Raw genomic sequence first — 20,819 nt, 5'->3', positions numbered from 1 at the left:
CGGCGCCTCAGAGATCGCCGAAGGCCAATTGCCCCTGGTTGCGCCGGGGCGCCGGGACGGTCTTCGCCTTGGCCGGGGTGCTCTTTCCTGCGGCGCGCTTCGCCGCGGGGGCCTTGCGCGCCGTCGGCTCGCCGCGCAGGCGGGCCAGGGCCTTGTCGCGGGCCACGGCCTCGGGGGCGTGCGGATCGCCGTCGAGCCACTTGCCGCGCTTGATCACCTCGTTGACCCGGCCCTGGTTCACGCCGACCTTGAAGGCGATCTCCTGCTGCGTCATGCCGGTGGAGGCGTGCAGGTCGAGGATGGCGTGGGCCAGCTCCGGCGTCATCTTCTGGCCGGTCAGGCGCCGGGCGGGCTTCACGGTGCGGATCGCGCGGTCGCGCTCGCGCAGGCGCTCCAGCAGGGCAAGCGCCATGTTCATGCCGTGCTCGCGCAGCGACTCCTCGAATTCCTTCAACGTCGCCATCGGCGAATGATCCTTGTGCGGGCGAGACCGCCCGGAACAGGGGGAGAACGTGCCGCCTTCGCATCGGTTGCGCAAGGCGTCGCGACTGCGGCATCCCGGGATGACAGGATGCCGGCGCCGTCATCCACCGGTAAAACCGCCGCGCTGGCCCTCGCCCCGAGCCTCGGCTAAACCCGCGGACCCGCGACGCCGGCCCCGCGACAGGACACGCGACCCGCATGATCAGCCCGATCCTCACCGTTCCCGCCTCGGGGCCCGCCTCGAACGGCTCGCTCGCCGCGGCCCTGGAAGGCGGCGCGGTGCTGATGTTCCCCGATCTCGACTTCCCGTTCAGCGACTTCGAGCGGCGCTTCACCGAGCGCCCCTTCGCCGACGGCAAGGCCAAGAACGTCAACATCCGGGGCGAGGCCGCGACCCTCCGGGGCGCCGCCGGCACGCCGGAGGAGCAGGAGGCGCTGCGCCAGCTGCTGGTGCGCTACCGGGCGTTCTCCAAGGACCTGATCGCGCGCCACCTGCCGGAATACGCGAGCGGGATCAGCCTCGCCGGCACGTCGTACCGGCCCTTCGACGTCGACCGGCGCAAGATGAGCTGGCGCCGCGACGACACCCGGCTGCACGTCGACGCCTTCCCCTCCAACCCGATCGGCGAGAAGCGCATCCTGCGGGTGTTCCGCAACATCAACCCGAGCGGCCAGCCGCGCCTGTGGCGGGTGGGCGAGGATTTCGGCTCGATGGCCGACAAGTTCCTGCCGAAGCTCCCGGGCTACTCGGCCCTCTCGGCGCGGCTGCTCGCCGCCCTGCGCATCACCAAGGCGCGGCGCTCGGAATACGACCACCTGATGCTGCACCTGCACGACGCGCTCAAGCAGGACGCCGACTACCAGGCCGGCGCGCCCCAGGCCGACGTGGAGTTCCTGCCGGGCCAGACCTGGGTCACCTTCTCCGACCTCGTGATGCACGGCGCCATGGGCGGCCGCTACATGCTGGAGCAGACCGCCTACCTGCCGGTCTCCGCCCAGGCCGACCCGGACAAGAGCCCGCAGCGGATCCTGGCGCGCAAGCTCGGCCGCCCGCTCCAGTAGGCCTCCCGCCGCAAAGGACACGACACCGATGATCCTCGAAATCGCACAGGTCGAGATCAAGCCCGGGATGGAGGCGGCGTTCGAGGCCGGCATCGCCGAGGCCGCGGAGATCTTCCGGGTCGCCGCCGGCTGCCGCAGCTTCGACGTGCGGCGCTCGGTCGAGCATCCGCAGCGCTACCGCCTGCTGATCGAGTGGGACACGCTCGAGGCCCACACCCGGGACTTCACCGGCTCGCAGCCGTGGCAGGATTACCGCGCCCTGGTCTCCCCCTGCTTCGCGAGCCCGCCGGCCGTGGAGCACACGGAACGGGTGCTGAAGGCGTTCTGAGGACGCGCGCGACGCCGACGGCCCCCTCCACCGTCATTCCGGGGCGCCGCAGGCGAGCCCGGAGTCCGGACACGCCGACGCGAAAGTCATGGGCATTGTCGGCGGCTCTGGATTCCGGGCTCTGCTTCGCAGCCCCGGAATGACGGGGTCGGAGCGGATCGAGCGCTTGCGTCGCCCGCCGCCGCCGACGATGCTCGCGCAAAGCTCGGGCGAGACAAGAAGCACATGATCCAGCGTCCCCTCCGCATCGGCACCCGCGGCAGCCCGATGGCGCTGGCCCAGACCGGCATGGTCCGCGACCGGATCGTGGCGGCCAACCCGGGCCTGGAGACCGAGCTCGTCGTCGTCACCACGGTGGCCGACAAGATCCTGGACCGGCCGCTCTCCGAGATCGGCGGCAAGGGGCTGTTCACCAAAGAGCTGGAGCAGGCGCTGTTTTCCGACGAGGTCGACGTGGCGGTCCACTCGATGAAGGACGTCGAGACCTGGCTGCCCGAGGGGCTGGTCATCGCCTGCATCCTCGCCCGCGACGACCCGCGCGACGCCTTCCTGTCGCCGCGGGCCGCCGGGCTCTCGGAATTGCCCGCGGGCGCGCGGGTCGGCACCTCGTCGCTCCGGCGCGCGGCGCAGGTGCTGATGCGGCGCCCCGACCTGCGCATCGTGCCGCTCCGCGGCAACGCCAACACCCGGATGCGCAAGCTCGAGGCCGGCGAGTGCGACGCGACGCTGCTGGCGCTCGCCGGCCTCGAGCGCCTCGGGCTGGAGGGCATGGCCCGCTCGGTGCTCTCGGTCGAGGAGATGCTGCCGGCGGTCGCGCAGGGGGCGCTCGGCATCGAGGCCCGCGCGGGCGATGCCGAGATCCACGCGCTGCTGGCGCCGCTCGCCTGCGCCCGCACCACCACGGCGATCGGCGCCGAGCGCGCGCTCCTGGCCGAGCTCGACGGCTCCTGCCGCACGCCGATCGCGGCGCTGGCGCGGATCGAGGGCGACACGCTCAGCCTCGACGGCCTGCTCTTCCTCCCCGACGGCAGCCGCCACTGGGCCGCCTCGCGCTCGGGCCCGGTCGCCGACGCCGAGCGGATCGGGCGCGACTGCGGCGCGGCGATCAAGGCGGCGGCGGGCGAGGTCTACACGAAGCACCTGCAGTAGGGGCTATCCGCGACGCGCGCTCCCCTCCCCCCTCTGCGGGGGAGGGAAGGGACGGGTCGCGTCGTCCCCTCACGCCACGCTGCGCTCGATCTGCTCCTCGTCGCAGATCACGCCCGCCGTGCCCTCGTATTCGGCGGCGAAGTCGTGGGCGGCCTGCACCGGGGCCGGCGCGGTGCGGTCGGCGGCGAAGGTGGCGAGGAACGAGCGCATCACGTGGCGCACGCCGGCGTCGTTGATGGTGCGCAGGTCGTCGTTGTAGTAGCGGCCGGCATTCACGTTGCTGGTGACGATGTCGTAGGCCGGGAAGTACACCGCCCGCGGGTCGCCGGAGGCGCAGGCCTCGCCGGCCGCCACCCGCAGCACCGACTTCGAGTAGCTGTTCGACTCCATCACGTGCCGGTCCATGTAGGTGGCGATCATCGGCACCGGCGAGACCGTGAGGATGATGCGGGCGGTCGGGTTCACGCTCCAGAGCCGCTCGAGGAAGCCCTGCAGGTCGGCGAGCACCTCGGCCGCGCCGGCGTTGACGCATTCGTAGAGCGCCGGATCGTAGCTGCCGCCGGCGACGCCGGGCGCGAGCGGCAGGGCGGCGCCGTCGGCGCGCCAGCGCCAGCCCTCGGTCAGGCCCAGCGTCAGCACGAACACGTCGAGGGTCTCGAACAGGCGGCGCACCTCGGCCAGATGCGCGTCGCGCGCGGCGACCACCGCGGCCTCGTCCGCGAAGCCGGCGGGCTCGACGGTGGGGCGGAACGGGTCGACGTAGCGGCCGTCCTCGCGCAGCCACGCCTTCAGCTCGGGCTCGAACCGGCCGTAGGCCCGATCGAACAGCTGCACGAACTGGCGCGTGTAATAGAGGTTGCCGTACCGGGCCGAGAAGGTGCCGAACTGGCGCGCGTCGGCCTCCGCCGGCGCGGTGCCCTCCGGGGCGGCTTCCGTCACGTAGTAGTTGAAACCTTCCGCCCGAAGCGCCTCGGCGACGCGCTGGGCGAAGCACGATCCGCCGGTGGCGACCTTGTCGGCCTGGCCGATCGCGAAGGGCGCGCGCGGCCGCGGATCGACGGCGAAGGGGGCGACGTTGGTCACGACCTTGCGCCAGAAACGCTCGGCCGGTAGACCGCTATAGGGGTTGGACGTCATCTTGTAGACCCTTCCTCCGACCTCCGGCGCAACCGCCTCGGCGACGCGCCCCGAGCTTCTTCGCCCCACCCGATGCACCCGGCGCGTAACGTGGCCCTGTCCGATCTGCCTAGGCGCGCCCGCGGCGCGTTCTCGTTGTCGCCGCCATCCTGGGCGACACCGTGGCGCGCCAAGCCCGCTGCCGATGCGGGCCGGCGCGGCCCGCGCATCGCGGTGCTCGGCAACTGCCAGGCGCGCGGCGTGGCCCAGGCGATGCGGCTGCTGGCGCCCAACAGCCCGGTGCGCTTCCTGCCGATGGGGACGCTCGGGCGCGACCACGGCGACATCGACGGGCTGGTGTCGACGCTCGCCGCCTCCGACCACGTGTTCTCGCAGCTGTTCCCGGCCGGGCTGCTCCCCGGCGGCGACATCGCGGTCCTGCGCCGGCGCGACCCGCGCACCAAGCTGTTTCCGACGATCGTGTTCTCGGCCTTCCATCCGGACATGGTCTATGCCGGCCGGGTCGAGGACCTCGCGGCGCTGAAGCTCGCGCGCTCGCCGCTCGGGCAGTACCATTCGGCGATCGCCCTGTGCGCCCACCGCCTCGGCCTCACCGCGACCCAGGCCGGGCGGCTGTTCCGCGAGGACGTGTTCCGGCGGCTCGGCTATCTCGACCAGTGGGAGCCGGCGGTCCGCGAGCTGATCGGCGGCGGGGCCACGGTCGCCTTCGGGCTCGAGCGCGAGATGAGCCGCTGGAGCCGGCGCGGCGCCTTCATGCACGTGATCAACCACCCGAAGGTCTTCGTCGTCGCCGACATCGCCCGGCGCCTGCTGGTCGAGAGCGGCTTCGCGCCGGAGCCGGTGGAGATCGAGGACTACCTCGGCGACGAGCTCGCCCGCGACGTGGTCTGGCCGGTCTATCCGCCGATCGCCGAGATCTACGGGCTCACCGGCTCGTACCTGTTCAAGACCAAGCCCCGCGGCGACGCCTTCCCGGTCCTGTACGACCTGCCCGGCTTCCTGGCGGCGAGCTTCGCCCTGTACGACGCCGCGGAGCCGAGCGACCTCGCCTGCGCGCGGGTCGAGGCCTGGATCGGCGCGCCGGAGATCGTCGCGATGTTCCGCGCCGAGGCCGCGTGAGCCGGGGCGGGTCGCGTGACGCCCCGGCGCGACCGGGCGACGATCACATCGCGGCGCGGAGCGGCTCGTCGGTGACGCCCTGCGCCATCATCCGCACCACCTGCTCGATGTCGCGGATCTGGAACGGCTTGCGCAGGTAGAGGCCGCCGCGGACGGCGCGCGGCGGCAGGCCGGGGGCGGTCGAGGTGTAGACCACCGGCCGGTCGGGATGCATCGCGCGGAAGGCCTCGGCCACGCTCCAGCCGTCGATCAGGCCGGGCAGGCGGATGTCGGTGAACAGCCAGTCGATCGTGCGGCCGCGCTCGCGCAGGATCGTCAGCGCGGCCTCTCCGCTCGACGCCTCGATGACGCGGATGCCCTGCGTCTCGCACAGCGACGCGACGATCTCGAGGAGCAGGTAGCTGTCCTCGACAATGAGCACGCTCTGGGCGGGATGCATCGGGGTGGATCCGGTCGGCAGGTTTCGCCTCAGTGGAGGCCGCGAGCGTTAACGCTTCCCTAACGCGCGCCGCCCCCGGCCCCGCATGCCCGCGCGGGCTCGCCCGCGACGCGCCGTTGTTGCGCCGCCGCAACGCGCCGGTCGAATCGACGCTTGCGCGAGGCCGGGCCGCGCGGCCGCCGCAATGCGGGTGCCTGACGGGGCCCGCGACGTCGGTCCTCGCGCCACGAGTCCTGCGTGCGCCACGACACATCGGCGGCGGGCCGGCTCCGTTGGAAACCCGGCGTCAAGCTTGATGGAACCTTCGCTTAACCCGACAGGCCTAAAGCCCAATCTCGTTTGATCGCGCGGACATCAACGCGCCGACCTGCCGCGACCCGGGACCGGGCCGGCGCACACCGTCCGCTCGTGGAGTGACAGACATGCCCCGATCCGCGCGCTTCCGCGCCGCCACCTTCCGCGCCGCCTCCCTGAGCTTCGCCCTCTGCGCTGGCCTCGCCGTCTCAGCCTGCAGCAGCGACAAGGACCTCGCCGACGCCTCCGCCTTCGGCGGCGGCGCCTCCACCCCCGGCAGCGCGCAGGACTTCGTCGTCAACGTCGGCGACCGGGTGTTCTTCGAATCCGACTCGACCGACCTGACGCCCACCGCGACCGGCACCCTCGACAAGCAGGCGGCCTGGCTGCAGCGCTACCCGCGCTACAGCTTCCTCATCGAGGGCCATGCCGACGAGCGCGGCACCCGCGAGTACAACTTCTCGCTGGGTGCCCGCCGCGCCCAGGCGGTGAACGACTACCTCGCCTCGCGCGGCATCGCCGCCGGGCGGATGCGCACCGTCTCCTACGGTAAGGAACGCCCGGTCGCGGTCTGCAACGACATCTCGTGCTGGTCGCAGAACCGCCGCGCCGTGACGGTGCTCGACCGCGGCGCCGGAAGCTGACCGCAGGCGCGACCTTCGTCGCCCGACGACCCCGCCATCCTGCCTCCACCATCCCGCGGCCTCCTCGGGCGGGCGTATCGGGGCAGGGGCGAGCGGGGGACAACACCCGCCGCGACGCGTCCGGCCGACGCGTCCGGCGCGGCTCACCCTCTCGCCACGTGTCGGCAGAGGTTGCCGAGGATGGCGGCCCAGCCGCTGCGCTGCTGCGCGATGGGGACATCGGTCTCGGGATCGAACGCGACCGTGACGCCGGTCCGGTCGCCCAACGCGGTGAACTCGACCACCGCATGACGGTCGCCGAAGGCGTGTTCGATCCGTTCGTTCGGGACGCTCCTGGTGTCGGTGCCCACGACATCGAAGCCCATGCTGCCGTCCTTCGCCGCCATGCGCGCCGTGAACGTGCCGCCTTCCCGAAGGTCGACGGTCGCCGTCGGACAATGCCAGTCGTCGGACGCAAAATTCCACTGCGTGATCCGATTCGGCATCGTGTAGTCGTCCCGGACGACGCCGACCGGCGCGGACGCCGTCGCTTCTACGATGATCCGTTCCTGCGGCATGGGGGCTTCGCATCCGGCCGTTCGGGACTTCGCGGCGGGCATCTCACACCAGGCCGGTCGTGGCGGCAACTTCCGGGGCGACGCCGCATGCGGCCGGCCCCCTAGGCCCGCCCTCGCCGTGCGGCTCGAGGGGCCCCGAGCCGGCATCGCCTTAACTTTGCCGTGCTGGAGCGCATCTGCTACCGGCCTCGCGCCGACCTTGCGCGCTCCCTGTCACGACCGGTGCCACCATGCTCCGCCGCCTGCTTCTCGCCTCCTGCGCCGTCCTCAGCCTCGCCGCCCCGGCCGCGGCGCAGGACGCCTCCGAATTCGTCGTGCGCCTCAACCGGATCGAGAACCAGTCCCGGATGATGGCCGGGCAGATCGAGACGCTGCAATACGAGAACCGGCAGCTCAAGGAGCAGCTTCGGAAGTTCCAGGAGGACGTCGAGTTCCGCCTCAACGAGAAGGGCGGCGGCAAGGCCGCGCCCGCGCCGAGCCGCGAGCCGGCCGGCGCCGTCAACGGCGGCAATCCGGGCGCCGCCCGCCCGCAGAAGCGCGGCGACGCCTTCGACCCCGAGCAGAGCCCCGGCCGCCCCGGTGCGCCGATGCAGCTCGGCGCGACCCAGCCCTCCGCCCCGGCCGCGGCGCCTGCGCCGGCAGGCGCCGCGCCGATGGCCCAGACCCGGCGCCTGCCGGAGCCGGCGATCGACGACGGCGAGGACGCGGAGGCGCGCGGCGCCCCCGGCTACGACGAGCCCGTCGACCTGTCGCCGCCCGCCCGGGTCGGCACCACCGGCGCGCTCCCGAGCCCGGCCCGCGCCCCGGCCAGCGTCGCCGCCACCGGCAGCGGGGACGCGACGAGCGACTACGAGGCCGCCGTCGGCCACATCCGCGAGAAGCGCTACGAACAGGCCGAGATGGCCTTCCGCCAGTTCATCCAGTCGCACCCGCGCGACGGCCACGTCCCGGCCGCGACCTACTGGCTCGGCGAGAGCTACCTGCAGCGCAACCGCAACCGCGAGGCGGCCGAGCAGTTCCTGAAGGTCTCGACCGACTACGCCCGCTCGCCCCAGGCGCCGGAGGCGATGCTGAAGCTCGGCGTCTCGCTCAACGCGCTGGGCGCGCGCGAGCAGGCCTGCGCGACCCTGGCCGAGCTCGACCGCAAGTTCCCCGCCGCCGGCTCGAACGTGCGCCAGAGCGTGGCGCGCGAGCAGAAGCGCGCGCGCTGCACCGCGTGAGCGACCCGCGCGACGATCCCGGTGACCGGATCCGTCGCGCCCTCGCCAACGCCCTCGCACCTTGGCTCGCCGGGGACGCGCCCGTGGTGCTCGCCGTCTCCGGGGGGGCCGATTCCACCGCCCTGATGCACGCCGCCGCCGCGTGCCGGGCCGGCGCGCTCTTCGTCGCGACGGTGGACCACGGCCTGCGCCCCGAATCCGCCGACGAGGCCCGCGCCGTCGCCCGCGCCGCCGCGGCGCTCGGCCTGCCCCACGCGACCCTGCCCTGGGAGGGCGTCCGTCCCAGAGCCGCGATCCAGGCGGAGGCGCGGGCCGCCCGCTACCGCCTGCTCGCCGCGCATGCGCGCACGGTCGGCGCACGCCTCGTGCTCACCGGCCACACCCGCGACGACCAGGCCGAAACGGTGCTGATGCGCCTGATCGCCGGCAGCGGCCCGGCGGGCCTCGCCGGGATGCGGCGGGAGCGCCCGCTCGAGCCGGGGCTGGCGCTGGCGCGGCCCTTCCTCGACATCGCCAAGGTTGACCTCGTGGCCTGGTGCGAGGCGCAGGGCGTCGGCTTCGCGCGCGACCCCTCGAACGCCGACGAGCGCTACGGCCGGGTGCGCCTGCGCCGATTGCTGGAACGCGAAGGCCTCAGCGTCGATCGCCTCGTCCGCCTGGCCGAGCGCGCGGCCCGCGACGAGGCGGCCTTGGGAGAGGCGGCGGCGGCGGCCTTCGCGAGCGTGCATTCAGATCTCGTGTCAACGAACGCGCACGGGCCCCCTCTCCCAGGGGGGGAGGGAGCCGCGCCTCTCCCTCCCCCCGCAGTGGGGGGAGGGGGTGCTGCGGCGATCGTCCCGCTCCGTCTCGACGGCCAAATCCTCGCCGCGCTCCCCGACGCGGTCGCGCTGCGCGTCCTCGACCTCGCCCTCGACCGGGCCGGCGGCACGCTGCCGCGGCGGCTGGAGCGGCTGGAGCGGCTGGTCCTCGTCGACCTGCTGCCGGCGCTGAGATCGGGGCGCGCGGTGCGGCGCACCCTGCGCGGGCTCGCCATCGCCGCCGACCCGGCCCGCCGCGTGACGATCCGGCCCGCTCCGCCCAGGCGAGGGGACGGCCTTGCCGCAGGGGCGCCCGACTTACTTGGCAAGGGGGAGGGCTCTGCCTACATTGGCTTGGCGTGCGCGGACGAACCCGCAGCGGCGGGCAGCCGGCCCACACGCCCCAGGGATTGATCGATGAACCCGAATTTTCGCAATTTTGCTCTGTGGGTCGTCATCTTCCTCCTCGTCCTGGCCCTGGTGACCCTGTTCCAGAATCCGGGTCACCGCGGCGGCGGGAGCGAGATCGCCTACAGCCAGCTTCTCAACGACGCCGATGCCGGCAAGATCCAGTCCGTCGTGATCTCGGGCCAGGACGTGTCCGGCTCCTACGTCGGCGGCGGCAGCTTCACCTCCTACGCGCCGAACGATCCGGGCCTCGTCTCGAAGCTTTCGGGCAAGGGCGTGCAGATCACCGCGCGCCCGCCGTCGGACAACACGCCCTGGTTCATCCAGCTGCTGGTGAGCTGGCTGCCGATCCTCGTCTTCATCGGCGCCTGGGTGTTCCTGTCCCGGCAGATGCAGTCGGGCGCCGGCCGCGCCATGGGTTTTGGGAAGTCGAAGGCCAAGCTCCTCAATGAAGCGCACGGGCGCGTCAGCTTCGACGACGTCGCCGGCGTGGAAGAGGCGAAGGAGGATCTGCAGGAGATCGTCGAGTTCCTGCGCGACCCCCAGAAGTTCCAGCGGCTCGGCGGGCGCATCCCGCGCGGCGTGCTCCTGGTCGGCCCCCCCGGCACCGGCAAGACCCTGATCGCCCGCGCGGTGGCGGGCGAGGCCAACGTGCCGTTCTTCACCATCTCCGGCTCGGACTTCGTCGAGATGTTCGTCGGCGTCGGCGCCAGCCGCGTGCGCGACATGTTCGAGCAGGCCAAGAAGAACGCCCCCTGCATCATCTTCATCGACGAGATCGACGCGGTCGGCCGCCATCGCGGCGCCGGCCTCGGCGGCGGCAACGACGAGCGCGAGCAGACCCTCAACCAGCTGCTCGTCGAGATGGACGGCTTCGAGGCCAACGAGGGCGTGATCATCATCGCGGCGACCAACCGCCCCGACGTGCTCGACCCCGCGCTGCTGCGTCCCGGCCGGTTCGACCGCCAGATCATGGTGCCGAACCCGGACGTGACTGGCCGCGAGCGCATCCTGCGCGTCCACGTCCGCAAGGTGCCGCTGGCGCCGGACGTCGACCTCAAGGTCATCGCCCGCGGCACCCCCGGCTTCTCGGGCGCCGACCTGATGAACCTCGTCAACGAGTCGGCGCTGCTGGCCGCGCGCCGCGGCAAGCGCATCGTCACGATGCACGAGTTCGAGGACGCCAAGGACAAGGTGATGATGGGCGCCGAGCGTCGCACCCTCGTCATGACCGAGGACGAGAAGCGGCTCACCGCCTACCACGAGGGCGGCCACGCCATCGTCGCCTTCAACGTGCCGGCCACCGATCCCGTCCACAAGGCGACGATCATCCCGCGCGGCCGGGCTTTGGGCATGGTCATGCAGCTGCCCGAGCGCGACAAGCTGTCGATGTCGTTCGAGCAGATGACCTCGCGGCTGGCGATCATGATGGGCGGCCGCATCGCCGAGGAGATGACCTTCGGCCCGGACAAGGTGACGTCGGGTGCCCAGTCCGACATCGAGCAGGCGACGCGGCTCGCCAAGATGATGGTCACGCGCTGGGGCTTCTCGCCTGAGCTCGGCACCGTCGCCTACGGCGACAACAACGACGAGGTCTTCCTCGGCATGTCGATGGGCCGCCAGCAGACGGTGTCCGAGTCGACCGCCCAGAAGATCGACGCCGAGGTGCGCCGCCTCGTCGAGACCGGGCTGGAGGAGGCACGCCGCATCCTCGCCGACAGGAAGGACGACCTCGAGGCGCTCGCGCAGGGGCTGCTCGAGTACGAGACGCTGTCCGGCGACGAGATCAAGAACCTGCTCAAGGGCCGTCCCCCGGTCCGCGACGGTGGCGACGTGCCCCCGACGCCGGCCCGCGGTTCCTCGGTCCCGTCGGCCGGCCGCGGCCGCCCGAAGGAGAGCGACGGCGGCCTCGAGCCGCAGCCGCAGGGCTGAGAGCCTCACCACCGACGAACGGGAAGGGCGCCACGACGGCGCCCTTTTTCGTATGTCCAGCATCCGAGACGGACAGGCATGGGAGACGCAGCGCGGGTTTTCCCTCACCCCTCTGCGGGGGGGGAAGAGGCGGCGTCGATTCACCGTAACGGGACGCGATCCGTGCGTGCGGCGCGATCGATGATAGGTTGCCCGCAACGTCGCGTGCCCGATGGGACGGAGAGTTTCGTGAGAAAGTATTTCGGCACCGACGGCATTCGCGGCCGGGCCAACGGGGTGATCACGCCGGAGCTGGCGCTGAAGGTCGGCCAGGCGGCGGGCTTGGTGTTCCAGCGCGGCGACCATCGCCACCGCGTCGTCATCGGCAAGGACACCCGCCTGTCGGGCTACATGATCGAGACCGCGCTCATCGCCGGCTTCACCTCGGTCGGCATGGACGTGCTGCAGCTCGGGCCGATGCCGACGCCGGCGGTGGCGATGCTCACCCGCTCGATGCGCGCCGACATCGGCGTGATGATCTCCGCCTCGCACAACCCGTTCGAGGACAACGGCATCAAGCTGTTCGGGCCGGACGGGTTCAAGCTGAACGACGCGATCGAGCGCGAGATCGAGGCGCTGATCGACGGCGAGCTGCACACCCGGCTCGCCGGCTCCATGTCGCTCGGCCGGGCCAAGCGCATCGAGAGCGTGCATGCCCGCTACATCGAGTTCGCCAAGCGCTCGCTGCCGCGCAACGTGACGCTGGACGGCCTGCGCATCGTGGTCGACTGCGCCAACGGCGCCGCCTACCGCGTCGCCCCCGAGACCCTGTGGGAGCTCGGCGCCGAGGTCATCGCCATCGGCGTCGAGCCGGACGGCTTCAACATCAACCGCGACGTCGGCTCGACCGCGCCCGCCGCCCTGGTCGGCAAGGTCCGCGAGCTGCGCGCCGACATCGGCATCGCGCTCGACGGCGACGCCGACCGGGTGCTGATCGTCGACGAGAAGGGGCAGGTCGTCGACGGCGACCAGCTCATGGCCGTCGTCGCCCGCTCGTGGAAGGAGGACGACCTCCTGACCCAGCCGGGGATCGTGGCCACGATCATGTCCAACCTCGGGCTGGAGCGCTACCTCGGCGGGATCGGCCTCTCGCTCGCCCGCACCGCGGTGGGCGACCGCTACGTGCTCGAGCACATGCGCGAGCACGGCTACAACCTCGGCGGCGAGCAGTCCGGCCACATCATCATGTCGGACTACGCCACCACCGGCGACGGGCTGGTGGCCGCGCTGCAGGTCCTGAGCGTGGTCCAGCGCAGCGCGCGGCCGGTGAGCGAGGTCTGCCACTGCTTCGACCCGCTGCCGCAGATCCTGAAGAACGTGCGCTATCGCTCCGGCGAGCCGCTGCGCGCCGACAGCGTCGTCACCGCGATCGAGCACGCCCGCGAGCGCCTGGGCAACGCCGGCCGCCTCGTCATCCGCCCGTCCGGCACCGAGCCGGTCATCCGCGTGATGGCCGAGGGCGACGACCGCGGCCTCGTCAACGACGTCGTCGACGCGGTCGTCGACGCGGTGACCCGCGCCGCGGCGTGAGCGTTTCGGCATGAGCGATCCCGTCTTCCCTCCCCCGTGGGGGGGGAGGGAAGACGGGCTGCGGCGACGACGCGCTTCCTGAGCCGATCTGAGAATGAACGTTCATTGACATGAGAATGAACGTTCATTACATGGGGGCGGCACACAGGAATCCGCCATGGGCCTTTCCGTTTCCGATTCCGGCACCGCCCTCCGCCTCGCGGAGCTTCGCGCCGTGGCCACGCCGGCGAACCTCGCGCTCGTCGGGATCCTCGGGTTCGCCTGGGTCGCGCTGATCGGCTGGACTGGGGCCGGTCCCGACGGATGGCAGGCGCGGTCCTGTGCCGGGCTCGCGGTTCGTCCCGCCGCCTGCCAGGGAATCCCGCCCGCGAAGGACGCGAGCCGCATCGTGCCCCACGTCTCGGCGGCGAGCCTCGCGCAATGAGCGCCGGCAGCGCCGTCGCGGCGCGGATCGATCCGTCGGCCCGGCGCGAGCACATCCTGGCGGCGGCCGAGGCCTGCTTCGTGCGCAACGGCTTCCACCGCACCACGATGCAGGACCTCGCCCGCGAGGCGGCGATGAGCGCCGGCAACGTCTACCGCTACTTCGCCTCGAAGGAGGACCTCGTCCTCGGGCTCGCCGAGTGCGAGCGCGCCCGCGGCGCCCTGCTCGTGGCCGAGCTGGAGCGCGACGGCGACCGCCGCGCGGCGCTGCTCGGCATCATCACCCGCTACTTCGTCTCGATCACCCGCGAGACCGCGATCCTGCGGGTCGACATCTGGTCGGAGGCGACGCGCAACCCGGCGATCGCCGCGATGACCGCGCGGGCCGAGGCCGAGGCGCGGGGCTGGTTCGTCGAGACCTTCGCCGCCCTGGCGCGGTCCCCCGCCTGCGACCCGGCCGCGCTCTACGCCCTGCTCGGCCCCCTGATGAAGGGGATCATCGTCGACCGGGCGCTGCTGCCCGGCTACGACCCGGCCGCCGCCGTCGCCCAGCTCCTCGCCCTGCTCGATGCGGGCCTCGACGGGCGCCTTCCCCTCGCCTCGACGCCCGCGGAGACCGGCCGATGACCGTTCGCGCCCATCGCCTCGGCCTCGCCGCCCTGGCCCTCGCGCTCCCCCTGTCCCTGCCTTCACGGGCCGAGACCGCCCCGGCGCCCGCCACGGCGAGCCCCGCGCCCGCGGTTAGCGTGGTAGAGGCGGCGCGCCGCGAGATCGTCGAGAGCGTGGTCGTCACCGGCACGCTGGTGCCGCGCGACGAGATCCTGGTGACGCCCGAGATCGACGGCTACCGCGTCACCGAGGTCCTGGTCGAGGAGGGCGCGCGCGTCGCCCGCGGCCAGGTGCTCGCCCGCCTGTCGCACGACTTGATCGACCGCCAGCTCGCCCAGCAATCCGCCCTGGTGGACAAGGCCACCGCCGCCGTCCCGCAGGCCGAGAGCACCATCGAGCAGGCGGAAGCCGCCGCCGTCGAGGCGCGCCTCGCGTTCGACCGCGCCAAGCAGCTGATGCAGACCGGGAACGGCACGGCGGCGATCCTGGAAGGGCGCACCTCCACCCTGCGCCAAGCCGAGGGCAAGCTCGCCTTCGCCCGCAACGGCCTGGTCATCGCGAAGGCCGAGCTGGCCCAGGCGAAGGCGGTGCGCGACGAGCTGGAGCTGCGGCTCGCCCGCACCGAGATCCGCGCGCCGGAAGCCGGCATCGTCAACCGCCGCACCGCGCGCGTCGGCATCACCGCCTCGTCCGCGGCCGAGCCGCTGTTCCGCCTGATCGCCCGGGGCGAGATCGAGCTCGAAGGCGAGGTCGTCGAGACCAAGCTGCCGCTGCTGCGGGAGGGCCGCCCGGCCTGGATCGAGATCGGCGCGGGCGCGCGCGTCCAGGGCAGCGTCCGCGCGGTCTACCCGGAGGTCGACCGGGCGAGCCGGCTCGGCAAGGTCCGCGTCCGGCTCGAGGCCGACCCGCGGCTGCGCATCGGCACCTTCGCCCGCGGCGCGGTCGAGATCGCCCGCACCCGCGGCGTCGCCGTTCCCCAGGCCGCGGTGCTCTACGGCGGCCCGGCGCGCAGCAGCGTCCTCGTGGTCGCCGGCGACACGGTCGAGGCCCGCCAGGTCCGCACCGGCCTGTCCGACGACGACGACATCGAGATCCGCAGCGGGCTCTCCGAGGGCGAGCGCGTCGTCGCCCGCGCCGGCAGCTTCCTGCGGGACGGCGACAAGGTCCGCCCCGTTCCGCTGGCGGCCGTCGCCCCGGCCGTGGCCGAGGCGCCGTCGCCCGAGGCGAGCGCCGACGCCGGCGTCCCCTGAGCCGACGCCGCCCCGCCAAGTGATGCAGAAGGAACGGGCCGCCCGATGCGCCTGAACGTCTCGGCCTACGCGATCCGCAACCCGATCGGGCCGCTGGTCCTGTTCCTCGTGCTGATCGTGCTCGGCCTCGTCAGCTTCCGCGGGCTCGCGGTGACGCGGATGCCGAACGTCGACGTGCCGATCGTCTCGGTGGCGATCACGCAGTCGGGCGCGGCGCCCTCCGAGCTCCAGACCCAGGTCACGAAATGGGTCGAGGACTCGATCGCCGGCGTGCGCGGGGTCAAGCACATCACCTCGGCGATCACCGAGGGCTCGTCCGTCACCACCGTCGAGTTCCGGCTCGAGGTGAACACCGACCGGGCCGTCAACGACGTCAAGGACGCGGTCTCGAAGATCCGCATCAACCTGCCGCGCACCATCGACGAGCCGGTGATCAGCCGGGTCGAGATCGCCGGCCTGCCGATCCTAATCTACGGCGTCACCGCGCCGGCGATGACGCCCGCCGACCTGTCCTGGCTCGTCGAGGACAGGTTCGCGCGCATCCTCCAGGGGGTGAAGGGCGTCGGCGGCGTCGAGCGGGTCGGGGGCGTGGCGCGCGAGATGCGCATCGAGCTGCAGCCCGACCGGCTGCTGGCGCTCGGCATCACCGCGGCCGACGTCAACCGGCAGGTGCGCCTGACCTCGGCCGACATGGCCGGCGGACGCGGCGAGGTCGGCGGGCGCGAGCAGTCGATCCGGACGCTGGCCGCCTCGCGGACGCTCGCCGACCTCAAGGCCACCTCCATCGTCCTGCCCGGCGGCCGCAAGGTGCGCCTCGCGGATCTGGCCACCGTGCGGGACGCGATCGAGGAGCCACGCACCTTCGCCCGCTTCGACGGCCGGCCGGTGGTCGCCTTCGCGGTCTCGCGCGGCTCGGGCGCGAGCGACGCCGAGGTCGCCGCCGGCGTCGAAAGGAAGATCTCGGAGTTCGTAACCAGCTACCCCGACGTCAAATTCGAAAGGATCGACTCCTCGGTCTCGGCCACGATCGGCTCCTACGATTCTGCGATGCACACCCTGATCGAGGGGGCGGCGCTCGCCGTGCTGGTGGTGTTCCTGTTCCTGCGCGACTGGCGCGCGACGCTGATCGCGGCCTTGGCCCTGCCGCTCTCCGTGTTCCCGACCTTCTGGGCGATGGACGCGCTCGGCTTCACCCTGAACGGCATCAGCCTGCTGGCGATCACCCTGGTGACCGGCATCCTGGTCGACGACGCCATCGTCGAGATCGAGAACATCGTCCGCCACATGCGGATGGGCAAGTCCGCCTACCGGGCGGCGATCGAGGGCGCCGACGAGATCGGGCTCGCCGTCATCGCCATCACCGCGACCCTGATCGCGGTGTTCGCGCCGGTGTCGTTCATGCCGGGGATCGCCGGGCGCTACTTCATCCAGTTCGGGCTCACCATCGCGGTCTCGGTGTTCATGTCGCTGCTGGTCGCGCGGCTGATCACGCCGATGCTCGCGGCCTACTTCCTGCGCGACCACGCCCACCACGCGGAGCGCGAGGGGCCGGTGATGCGCGCCTATGGCCGCCTCGTCGGCTGGTCGGTGCGCCACCGGGTGGTCACCCTCCTCGTCGGGCTGGCCCTGTTTGCCGGCTCGCTCGCCTCCACCGGCCTGCTGCCCTCCGGCTTCGTGCCGAAGCAGGACAACGCCCGCACCCTGTTCATGCTCGAGCTGGCGCCGGGCGCGCGGCTCGCCGACACCATCGCCGTGTCCGACCGGGTGGTCGCGCGCATCCGCGCCCTGCCCGAGGTGGTCTCGGTCTTCGTCGACGGCGGCCGGCAGGTCGGCGGCAAGCGGGAGACGCGGCTGGCCACGCTCACCGTCAACCTGACGCCGAAGAACGCCCGCGCCCAGTCGCAGGCCGCCGTCGAGACCGAGATCGCCGGGCTGATCGCGCAGGAGCCCGACATCCGCTCGTGGTCCCTGCGCGACTCGGGCCAGCGCGACCTCGCCCTCGTGGTCGGCGGCCCCGATGCCGGCGTTGTGGCCGAGGTCGCCGCTAGGCTCCAGCGCGACATGGCCGCGATCCCCCATCTCGTCGCGGTGATGTCGACGGCGCCCCTGAACCGCACCGAGGTCCGCATCCGCCCGAAGCCCGGCGTCGCGGCCGATCTCGGCGTCTCGACCGACGCCATCGCCGAGACGGTGCGGGTCGGAACGATCGGCGACATCGGCCTGAACCTCGCCAAGTTCAACGCCGCCGACCGCCAGATCCCGATCCGGGTGCAGCTGCCCGACAGCGCCCGCGGCACGGTCTCGCGGCTGGAGAACCTGAAGGTGCCGGCCAACAACGGCACCGCGGTGCCGCTGGCGGCGGTGGCCGACATCGAGCTCGACCAGGGCCCGGGCGCGATCGACCGCTACGACCGCGTCGTGCGCGTGGCCGTGGAGGCCAACATGGAGGGCTCGGACGCGCTCGGCTCGCTGATCGCCCAGGCGCTGGAGACGCCGACCGCCAAGAGCCTGCCGCCGGGCGTCACCATCCGCCAGACCGGCGACGCCGAGATCATGGGCGAGGTCTTCTCCGGCTTCCTTCTGGCGATGGGCGCCGGCATCATGATGGTGTACGCCGTGCTCGTGCTGCTGTTCGGCTCGTTCCTGCAGCCGCTGACGATCCTGTTCTCGCTGCCGCTCTCGATCGGCGGCGCGATCCTCGGCCTGCTCGTGATGAGCATGCCGATCTCGATGCCGGTGGTGATCGGCATCCTGATGCTGATGGGGCTGGTGACCAAGAACGCGATCATGCTGGTGGATTTCGCCGTCGAGGAGATGGGACGCGGCGTCGATCCCGTCACCGCGATCGTCGAGGCCGGCCGCAAGCGTGCCCGCCCGATCGTGATGACGACGATCGCCATGGCCGCCGGCATGGTGCCCTCCGCGATGGCGCTCGGCGTCGGCGGCGAGTTCCGCGCGCCGATGGCGGTCGCGGTGATCGCCGGGCTGATCGTCTCGACCCTGCTCTCGCTGGTCTTCGTGCCGGCGGTGTTCCTGCTGATGGAGGGCTTGAGCCGCGTCCTCGGACGGGTGCTCGGCCGCTTCGTCGGCGCCCGCGACGAGGGCGGCACCGCGCCCGCGACCCATCCCTCCCCTTCCCCCTGAGGAAACCGAATGACCGTCATGTCCGCCCGCGTCTCGACCTTCGCCCTCCTCGGCCTCGCCGCAGCCTCCGCCCTCGGGGCCAGTCCGGCGGCCGCGGCCGACCCCACCGGCACCTGGTTCACCGAGGACGGGCGCGCCCGGGTGCGGACCGAGCATTGCGGGCCGGGCGGCGCGAACCTGTGCGGCTACGTCGTCTGGGGCTCGAAGCCGCTGGGCGAGGACGGCAAGCCGAAGATCGACCGCTACAACCCCGACCCGAAGCGGCAGGCCCGGCCGCTCCTCGGCCACCAGATGATCCTCGGCCTGAAGCGCAACGAGGAGGGCCGGTTCGTCGGCAAGATCTACAACGGCGACAACGGCAAGTCCTACGACGTGACGATCTGGAGCGAGACCCCCGCCGAGCTGTCGGTGAAGGGCTGCCTGATCTCCGTGCTGTGCCAGACCCAGACCTGGACGCGGGTGGGCGACGTGGTGCCCGGCCAGCTCACCGCCGCGACCGACACCCCCGGCGGCCCGCGCTCGGACCCGGAATGGGCGGGGAAGCCCGGAGCCGCGCCGAAGCCCGCGGCCGCCAAGCCGGCGGGTGCGCCAACGCCGAAGTAGCGGCGCGGCGTTCTGGCGAACGCGCCTCGCCCCAAACCACCCCCTCGTCCTGAGGTGCGGCCCCGCGGCGGCCGCCGCGAAGGAGCCTTCCAGTGGTCGCGCGATCCCCGGGAGCCTCCTTCCAGGCGTCCGCTTCGCGCAAGCACCTCAGGATGAGGGCGCGGGCGGGACGAGTGGCCGGAAGTTCCCGAGAACGGAGCCGCTGTCCGCGGCGGGTCAGCCGGTGGTTCCCGGCACGCGGGTCGATCGCGAGTTGAGCGTGCCGTGGCTTTCGGCCAGCGCCCGCGTCGCCGCCGCGACCGCCGCCGCGCCGTCGTCGAAGCCGCGCGTGGCCAACGCCGCGGCGAGGCCGTCGAGGGCGGCTTCGAGCTCGCGGGTCAGCACGTGCTCGCCGAGGGCGGAGAGCGAGCGCTGGGCGATGCCGGCGAGGCGGTCGGCCGTCGGCGCGGCGACGTGGCCGAGCAGGATCGCCAGGCTGTCCATCGCCTCGGCGAGGGTCTGGCACTGGATCGATTCCGAGGCGACGACGATCACCGCCTCCAGCGCATCGGTGGCCGCGGTCGGGGCGTGGTCGGCCAGGATCACGTGCGCGCCCAGTGCCTCCGGCGGGTCGACCTCGCCGGGGCTCCAGCGGGCGACGATGTCGCGCAAAGCCAGGAGGACGACGCGGCCGGGGCTGGGGTTCGACTTCGCGGTCGAGACCGAGGTCCAGGCGATGGTCGCGAGCTGGTGCAGGCCGTAGCCGGCATCGTGCCCGAGGTCGCGCCCGTCGTCGAAGGTGAGCGCCCGCCCGCACGCGGCCTCGACCGCCTCCCGCGCTTCCGCTTCCAGCACGAAGCCCGGCCGGGCGCGGATGTCGAAGAGCGGGTCGCCGAGCGCCCGGAAGGTGCCGACCGGAACCCGCATCCGAACCTCGACGGCGTCCGGCGCGGCGCGCGCGATCGCCGCCTGGATCCGGTCTGCGTCGAGGCCGACGACGTAGCCGCGCTCGGTCGCGCGCACCACCGCGCGGACGTCCCAGCCCGGCCGGGGCGTCCGGCGGGTGCGCGCGAGCAGGCGCTCGTCGTCGGCGCGGGCCTCGAGGATCTGCTCGTGGATGAACTGGACGATGCGCTCAGGCCGCATCTGATCGATGGTGTTGTAGAGCATCACGATGACGAGGCAGAGGGCGAAGGTCGTCATTACCAGCGCCAGGCTCGTGCCGAAGACCGGCCGGTGGAACTCGGTGTTGGTCACCAGGGTCATCAGCACGAAGACCGACAGGCCGACGAAGTAGCCGAAGTAGAACTGGTTGGTGCGCCGGGCCATGAACTGGTCGGTGACCTGCGCGGTGAGCGAGGCCGCGCCCTGCTGCACGGCGATGAGCAGCAGCGAGAAGGTGATCGACGTCACGGTGATGATGCTCGACGCCACGGTGGTGAGCAGGCCGCCGAGCGCGGCGCGGTCTCCGAGCAGCGCGCCGAGCCAGCGGAAGCCCGTGGGCGCCGCGCCGCCGGACCACGAGCGGTCGGCGAGGTAGACCAGCGCATTGAGCCCGACGAAGCCGACGATCGTCGCGAGCGGCAGTGCCAGGAACTGCCGGAAGGACCGCCGGACGGCGGCGACGACGCGGTTCGGGACCGTCTCGATGGCTGGCATGGTGGGTGGCGTCG

Annotated in this window: 19 protein-coding genes; 14 read left to right on the top strand and 5 right to left on the bottom strand. The window is 72.6% G+C overall.

Features of this window, described 5'->3' with window-relative positions; genetic code table 11:
* Positions 1 to 7: 7 nt before the first annotated feature.
* On the bottom strand, positions 8 to 463 hold the full coding sequence (locus ACFZ8E_RS25935) for an RNA polymerase subunit sigma-70 (protein WP_243933690.1): 456 nt from the start codon (positions 461 to 463) through the stop codon (positions 8 to 10).
* Positions 464 to 681: 218 nt separating this feature from the next.
* On the opposite strand from ACFZ8E_RS25935, the gene ACFZ8E_RS25930 reads away from it, so the two are divergent.
* The 3 genes from ACFZ8E_RS25930 to hemC all read left to right on the top strand — a co-directional run bounded on the left by ACFZ8E_RS25930 (position 682) and on the right by hemC (position 3,022).
* On the top strand, positions 682 to 1,545 hold the full coding sequence (locus tag ACFZ8E_RS25930; protein WP_147729053.1) for a Kdo hydroxylase family protein: 864 nt from the start codon (positions 682 to 684) through the stop codon (positions 1,543 to 1,545).
* 28 nt (positions 1,546 to 1,573) lie between these two features.
* Positions 1,574 to 1,873 (top strand): antibiotic biosynthesis monooxygenase, encoded by a 300-nt coding sequence (locus tag ACFZ8E_RS25925; RefSeq protein ID WP_147729054.1) that lies wholly within the window; start codon positions 1,574 to 1,576, stop codon positions 1,871 to 1,873.
* A gap of 225 nt (positions 1,874 to 2,098) precedes the next feature.
* Positions 2,099 to 3,022 carry a hydroxymethylbilane synthase gene (gene hemC / locus ACFZ8E_RS25920; RefSeq protein ID WP_147729055.1) on the top strand — a complete coding sequence of 308 codons (924 nt, stop codon included), beginning with the start codon at positions 2,099 to 2,101 and terminating at the stop codon, positions 3,020 to 3,022.
* Positions 3,023 to 3,091: 69 nt separating this feature from the next.
* On the opposite strand, the gene ACFZ8E_RS25915 is transcribed toward hemC, so the two are convergent.
* A complete protein-coding gene (locus ACFZ8E_RS25915; RefSeq protein ID WP_147860066.1) occupies positions 3,092 to 4,159 on the bottom strand; it encodes a GSCFA domain-containing protein in 1,068 nt (355 codons plus the stop codon).
* A gap of 135 nt (positions 4,160 to 4,294) precedes the next feature.
* Between ACFZ8E_RS25915 and ACFZ8E_RS25910 the strand changes: the two genes are divergently transcribed.
* Complete coding sequence (locus tag ACFZ8E_RS25910; RefSeq protein ID WP_246695001.1) at positions 4,295 to 5,278, top strand: WcbI family polysaccharide biosynthesis putative acetyltransferase; 984 nt, start codon at positions 4,295 to 4,297, stop codon at positions 5,276 to 5,278.
* A gap of 43 nt (positions 5,279 to 5,321) precedes the next feature.
* Here the strand turns inward: ACFZ8E_RS25910 and ACFZ8E_RS25905 are convergent, their stop codons facing one another.
* Positions 5,322 to 5,717: a response regulator gene (locus ACFZ8E_RS25905; RefSeq protein WP_147729566.1), complete on the bottom strand. Its 396-nt coding sequence runs from the start codon at positions 5,715 to 5,717 to the stop codon at positions 5,322 to 5,324.
* 422 nt (positions 5,718 to 6,139) lie between these two features.
* On the opposite strand from ACFZ8E_RS25905, the gene pal reads away from it, so the two are divergent.
* Entirely contained in the window at positions 6,140 to 6,655 is a 516-nt protein-coding gene (gene pal, locus ACFZ8E_RS25900; RefSeq protein WP_147729567.1) for a peptidoglycan-associated lipoprotein Pal, read from the top strand.
* Positions 6,656 to 6,798: 143 nt separating this feature from the next.
* Here the strand turns inward: pal and ACFZ8E_RS25895 are convergent, their stop codons facing one another.
* Positions 6,799 to 7,212: an SRPBCC domain-containing protein gene (locus ACFZ8E_RS25895; RefSeq protein WP_405044256.1), complete on the bottom strand. Its 414-nt coding sequence runs from the start codon at positions 7,210 to 7,212 to the stop codon at positions 6,799 to 6,801.
* A gap of 230 nt (positions 7,213 to 7,442) precedes the next feature.
* Between ACFZ8E_RS25895 and ybgF the strand changes: the two genes are divergently transcribed.
* The 9 genes from ybgF to ACFZ8E_RS25850 all read left to right on the top strand — a co-directional run bounded on the left by ybgF (position 7,443) and on the right by ACFZ8E_RS25850 (position 19,167).
* Complete coding sequence (gene ybgF / locus ACFZ8E_RS25890) at positions 7,443 to 8,432, top strand: tol-pal system protein YbgF (RefSeq protein WP_243933687.1); 990 nt, start codon at positions 7,443 to 7,445, stop codon at positions 8,430 to 8,432.
* Complete coding sequence (gene tilS / locus ACFZ8E_RS25885) at positions 8,429 to 9,643, top strand: tRNA lysidine(34) synthetase TilS (protein WP_405044255.1); 1,215 nt, start codon at positions 8,429 to 8,431, stop codon at positions 9,641 to 9,643. The genes ybgF and tilS overlap by 4 nt, the downstream gene beginning before the upstream one ends.
* 3 nt (positions 9,644 to 9,646) lie before the next feature.
* On the top strand, positions 9,647 to 11,569 hold the full coding sequence (gene ftsH / locus ACFZ8E_RS25880) for an ATP-dependent zinc metalloprotease FtsH (protein ID WP_147728678.1): 1,923 nt from the start codon (positions 9,647 to 9,649) through the stop codon (positions 11,567 to 11,569).
* A 228-nt stretch (positions 11,570 to 11,797) separates the two neighbouring features.
* Positions 11,798 to 13,138, top strand: coding sequence for a phosphoglucosamine mutase (gene glmM / locus ACFZ8E_RS25875; protein ID WP_147728677.1), 1,341 nt, complete (start codon positions 11,798 to 11,800; stop codon positions 13,136 to 13,138).
* Between the two features lie 157 nt (positions 13,139 to 13,295).
* Positions 13,296 to 13,562: a hypothetical protein gene (locus tag ACFZ8E_RS25870; RefSeq protein ID WP_405044254.1), complete on the top strand. Its 267-nt coding sequence runs from the start codon at positions 13,296 to 13,298 to the stop codon at positions 13,560 to 13,562.
* Positions 13,559 to 14,188, top strand: a complete 630-nt coding sequence (locus ACFZ8E_RS25865; RefSeq protein WP_405044253.1) for a TetR/AcrR family transcriptional regulator — start codon at positions 13,559 to 13,561, stop codon at positions 14,186 to 14,188. The genes ACFZ8E_RS25870 and ACFZ8E_RS25865 overlap by 4 nt, the downstream gene beginning before the upstream one ends.
* Positions 14,185 to 15,420 carry an efflux RND transporter periplasmic adaptor subunit gene (locus ACFZ8E_RS25860; protein WP_405044252.1) on the top strand — a complete coding sequence of 412 codons (1,236 nt, stop codon included), beginning with the start codon at positions 14,185 to 14,187 and terminating at the stop codon, positions 15,418 to 15,420. Before ACFZ8E_RS25865 ends, ACFZ8E_RS25860 begins: the two co-directional genes overlap by 4 nt.
* Before the next feature lie 45 nt (positions 15,421 to 15,465).
* Positions 15,466 to 18,564, top strand: coding sequence for an efflux RND transporter permease subunit (locus tag ACFZ8E_RS25855; RefSeq protein WP_405044251.1), 3,099 nt, complete (start codon positions 15,466 to 15,468; stop codon positions 18,562 to 18,564).
* A 9-nt stretch (positions 18,565 to 18,573) separates the two neighbouring features.
* Positions 18,574 to 19,167 carry a DUF2147 domain-containing protein gene (locus ACFZ8E_RS25850; RefSeq protein WP_147860022.1) on the top strand — a complete coding sequence of 198 codons (594 nt, stop codon included), beginning with the start codon at positions 18,574 to 18,576 and terminating at the stop codon, positions 19,165 to 19,167.
* 216 nt (positions 19,168 to 19,383) lie between these two features.
* On the opposite strand, the gene ACFZ8E_RS25845 is transcribed toward ACFZ8E_RS25850, so the two are convergent.
* Positions 19,384 to 20,805 (bottom strand): DUF2254 family protein, encoded by a 1,422-nt coding sequence (locus ACFZ8E_RS25845; RefSeq protein WP_243933682.1) that lies wholly within the window; start codon positions 20,803 to 20,805, stop codon positions 19,384 to 19,386.
* Positions 20,806 to 20,819: the final 14 nt, after the last annotated feature.

It is taken from the genome of Methylobacterium sp. HMF5984, assembly GCF_045033435.1.
Lineage (GTDB): Bacteria > Pseudomonadota > Alphaproteobacteria > Rhizobiales > Beijerinckiaceae > Methylobacterium.
The sequence above is the reverse complement of the archived record's forward strand: the minus strand, read 5'-3'. Positions and strand labels throughout refer to the sequence as shown.

Excerpts from the sequence above, each read along its gene's own strand:
- ACFZ8E_RS25935 (WP_243933690.1), bottom strand. The coding sequence starts at position 463 with ATGGCGACGTTGAAGGAATTCGAGGAGTCGCTGCGCGAGCACGGCATG.
- ACFZ8E_RS25930 (WP_147729053.1), top strand. The coding sequence starts at position 682 with ATGATCAGCCCGATCCTCACCGTTCCCGCCTCGGGGCCCGCCTCGAAC.
- ACFZ8E_RS25925 (WP_147729054.1), top strand. The coding sequence starts at position 1,574 with ATGATCCTCGAAATCGCACAGGTCGAGATCAAGCCCGGGATGGAGGCG.
- hemC (WP_147729055.1), top strand. The coding sequence starts at position 2,099 with ATGATCCAGCGTCCCCTCCGCATCGGCACCCGCGGCAGCCCGATGGCG.
- ACFZ8E_RS25915 (WP_147860066.1), bottom strand. The coding sequence starts at position 4,159 with ATGACGTCCAACCCCTATAGCGGTCTACCGGCCGAGCGTTTCTGGCGC.
- ACFZ8E_RS25905 (WP_147729566.1), bottom strand. The coding sequence starts at position 5,717 with ATGCATCCCGCCCAGAGCGTGCTCATTGTCGAGGACAGCTACCTGCTC.
- pal (WP_147729567.1), top strand. The coding sequence starts at position 6,140 with ATGCCCCGATCCGCGCGCTTCCGCGCCGCCACCTTCCGCGCCGCCTCC.
- ACFZ8E_RS25895 (WP_405044256.1), bottom strand. The coding sequence starts at position 7,212 with ATGCCGCAGGAACGGATCATCGTAGAAGCGACGGCGTCCGCGCCGGTC.
- ybgF (WP_243933687.1), top strand. The coding sequence starts at position 7,443 with ATGCTCCGCCGCCTGCTTCTCGCCTCCTGCGCCGTCCTCAGCCTCGCC.
- ftsH (WP_147728678.1), top strand. The coding sequence starts at position 9,647 with ATGAACCCGAATTTTCGCAATTTTGCTCTGTGGGTCGTCATCTTCCTC.
- ACFZ8E_RS25870 (WP_405044254.1), top strand. The coding sequence starts at position 13,296 with ATGGGCCTTTCCGTTTCCGATTCCGGCACCGCCCTCCGCCTCGCGGAG.
- ACFZ8E_RS25865 (WP_405044253.1), top strand. The coding sequence starts at position 13,559 with ATGAGCGCCGGCAGCGCCGTCGCGGCGCGGATCGATCCGTCGGCCCGG.
- ACFZ8E_RS25860 (WP_405044252.1), top strand. The coding sequence starts at position 14,185 with ATGACCGTTCGCGCCCATCGCCTCGGCCTCGCCGCCCTGGCCCTCGCG.
- ACFZ8E_RS25855 (WP_405044251.1), top strand. The coding sequence starts at position 15,466 with ATGCGCCTGAACGTCTCGGCCTACGCGATCCGCAACCCGATCGGGCCG.
- ACFZ8E_RS25850 (WP_147860022.1), top strand. The coding sequence starts at position 18,574 with ATGACCGTCATGTCCGCCCGCGTCTCGACCTTCGCCCTCCTCGGCCTC.
- ACFZ8E_RS25845 (WP_243933682.1), bottom strand. The coding sequence starts at position 20,805 with ATGCCAGCCATCGAGACGGTCCCGAACCGCGTCGTCGCCGCCGTCCGG.